We start from the raw sequence: 1,890 nt of genomic DNA on the forward strand, positions 1-1,890 counted from the left end.
CGTCGTCGGGGGCGCGAAGGGCCGACCGGGTCGCGCTGACCCGCGCGCTGTCCGACGCGGCGGGCGTGCCGGCGGTGACCTCGGCGGGGGAGCGCTCGACGCCCAGGGCCGGCACCGCGGCCACCGGCTGGCCGGTGGTGCGGTGGCTGGGCAAGCTGCGGCCGGACCCGCTGCGCCGGCTGCACCTGCAGGCCGGGGCCCGGAGTTCGCTGCCCGGGGCCGGGGCGGTGGAGCAGGCCGGGGTGGCCACCGCCGTCCGCCGGGCCCGCGACGCCGCGGGCGAGGGCCTGCCGCTGGTCTGGGCCGACGACCTCCGCCGTCGGACCGAGGTCAGCACCGAGCGGCTGGCCGACCGGCTGGACCAGGCCGTCGCCGGCACCGACCTGGGCTCCGACCGCACACCGCTGTGGCAGCGCGGGGTCGGTGGCCTGCAGTGGCTGGTCACCGCGGCGGCCCTGGTGGGTGCGCTGTGGTTGCTCGTGCTGGTGGTGCTGGGCTGGCTGCAGGTCGCCGACCTGGTGCCGCTGCCCCGGGTGGAGGGCATCCCGGTGCCCACGCTGCTGCTGGTCGGCGGGCTGCTCGCGGGGTTGCTGCTCGCCGTCCTGGCGCGCCCGTTCGTGGCCGCCCGGGCGCGCCGACGGGCCCGGAGGGTGCGCCGACGGCTGGACGACGCGGTGGCCGCGGTCGGCCAGGCCGAGGTGCTCGACCCGCTCGCGGCGACGACGGCCGACCACGACCGCTGCTGCGCCGCCCTGGCCCGCGCCGTCCGCTAGTCCGGGGGGACGGCGGGGCCGGTGGGGTCGGCGGGCGGCACGGACTCCGCGGGCATGCCCGACACGTCCAGCCGCAGCAGCAGGCCGGTCATCTCCAGCGGGCCGGTGACGATCCGGCTGGTGGCGACCACCCGGACCCGCTTGCCGGCGGCCTCGGGGTGCTCGCTGACCCAGACCAGCGCGGTCACCCCGGCCGAGCCGAAGAACGTGACCTCCGAGAGGTCGACCACCAGCCGCTCCGGGGTGCCCCGCAGCGCGGCGACGAGCGCGGCCTGGAACTCGGGACCGTGCGCGGAGTCCAGGGTGCCGGTCACCCGCGCGACCAGCTCCCCGTCGTGCGGGCCCTCGGTGCGGAGGGTGAAGCCCGGTTCGTCCGGGTGCCCGTGGACCGTCTCCATGGTGTGGATCATGAGCCGGGGCGGCGCCGGGCAAACCTGGTGGGCCGCCCACCAAGATGTCCGCGTGGACTTCGACGAGGTGGCCGACGAGCTGTACGCGCAGCTGCCGGGCGACTTCGTCGCCGCGCGCTCGGACGCGGTCGCCCAGGCCAAGCGCAGCGACAAGGGGCTGGCCCGGCGCATCGGCGAGCTGGGCAAGCCGACGCTGGCGGCCTGGGCGGTGAACCTGCTGGTGCGCGAGGCCGGGGACCAGGTGTCCGAGCTCGTCGAGCTCGGCGACCTGCTGCGCCGCGCCCAGGACGACCTGGACCCCGACCAGCTGCGTGCCCTGGACAAGCAGCGCCGGCAGGTGGTCCGCGCGCTGGCCCGCGAGGCGGCCAAGCACGCGCGCCGGGCCGGCCACCCGGTCAGCGACGCGGTCGTCGTCCAGGTGGAGGAGACGCTCAAGGCCGCCGTCGCCGACCCGGCCGCCGCCGAGGTGGTGCTGGCCGGCCGGCTCACCGGAGCGCTGACCTACAACGGGATCGGGGCGCCCACCGAGACCCGGACGACGACCGGTCGCCCACCCCGCCGTCCCGCCGCCCCCGCCGAGGTGCCCCCGCCGCCGGTGGACCTGGACGCCGCCCGGGCCGCGAAGGCCGACCGGGCCGCTCGCCGCGAGGCCGAGGAGAGGCTGCGCGACGCCCGCGCCGCGCTGCGGACCGCCCGGGCCGCAGTGG

2 protein-coding genes and 1 pseudogene are annotated in these 1,890 nt (G+C 78.6%); 2 read left to right on the forward strand and 1 reads right to left on the reverse strand.

Features of this window, described 5'->3' with window-relative positions; translation table 11 throughout:
* Positions 1 to 773 (forward strand): annotated as a pseudogene (locus NH342_RS22825) (GTP-binding protein HSR1); the annotation flags it as partial.
* Here NH342_RS22825 and NH342_RS22830 read toward each other — a convergent pair.
* Positions 770 to 1,171: an STAS domain-containing protein gene (locus tag NH342_RS22830; RefSeq protein WP_253018638.1), complete on the reverse strand. Its 402-nt coding sequence runs from the start codon at positions 1,169 to 1,171 to the stop codon at positions 770 to 772. The pseudogene NH342_RS22825 and the gene NH342_RS22830 sit on opposite strands and share 4 nt — an antisense overlap.
* A gap of 64 nt (positions 1,172 to 1,235) precedes the next feature.
* On the opposite strand from NH342_RS22830, the gene NH342_RS22835 reads away from it, so the two are divergent.
* Positions 1,236 to 1,890: hypothetical protein (locus NH342_RS22835; protein ID WP_253018640.1), on the forward strand; the 655-nt coding region annotated here is incomplete at its 3' end.

The sequence above is a fragment of the Klenkia sp. PcliD-1-E genome (assembly GCF_024124375.1).
In the GTDB taxonomy this organism is placed as follows: Bacteria; Actinomycetota; Actinomycetes; order Mycobacteriales; family Geodermatophilaceae; genus Klenkia.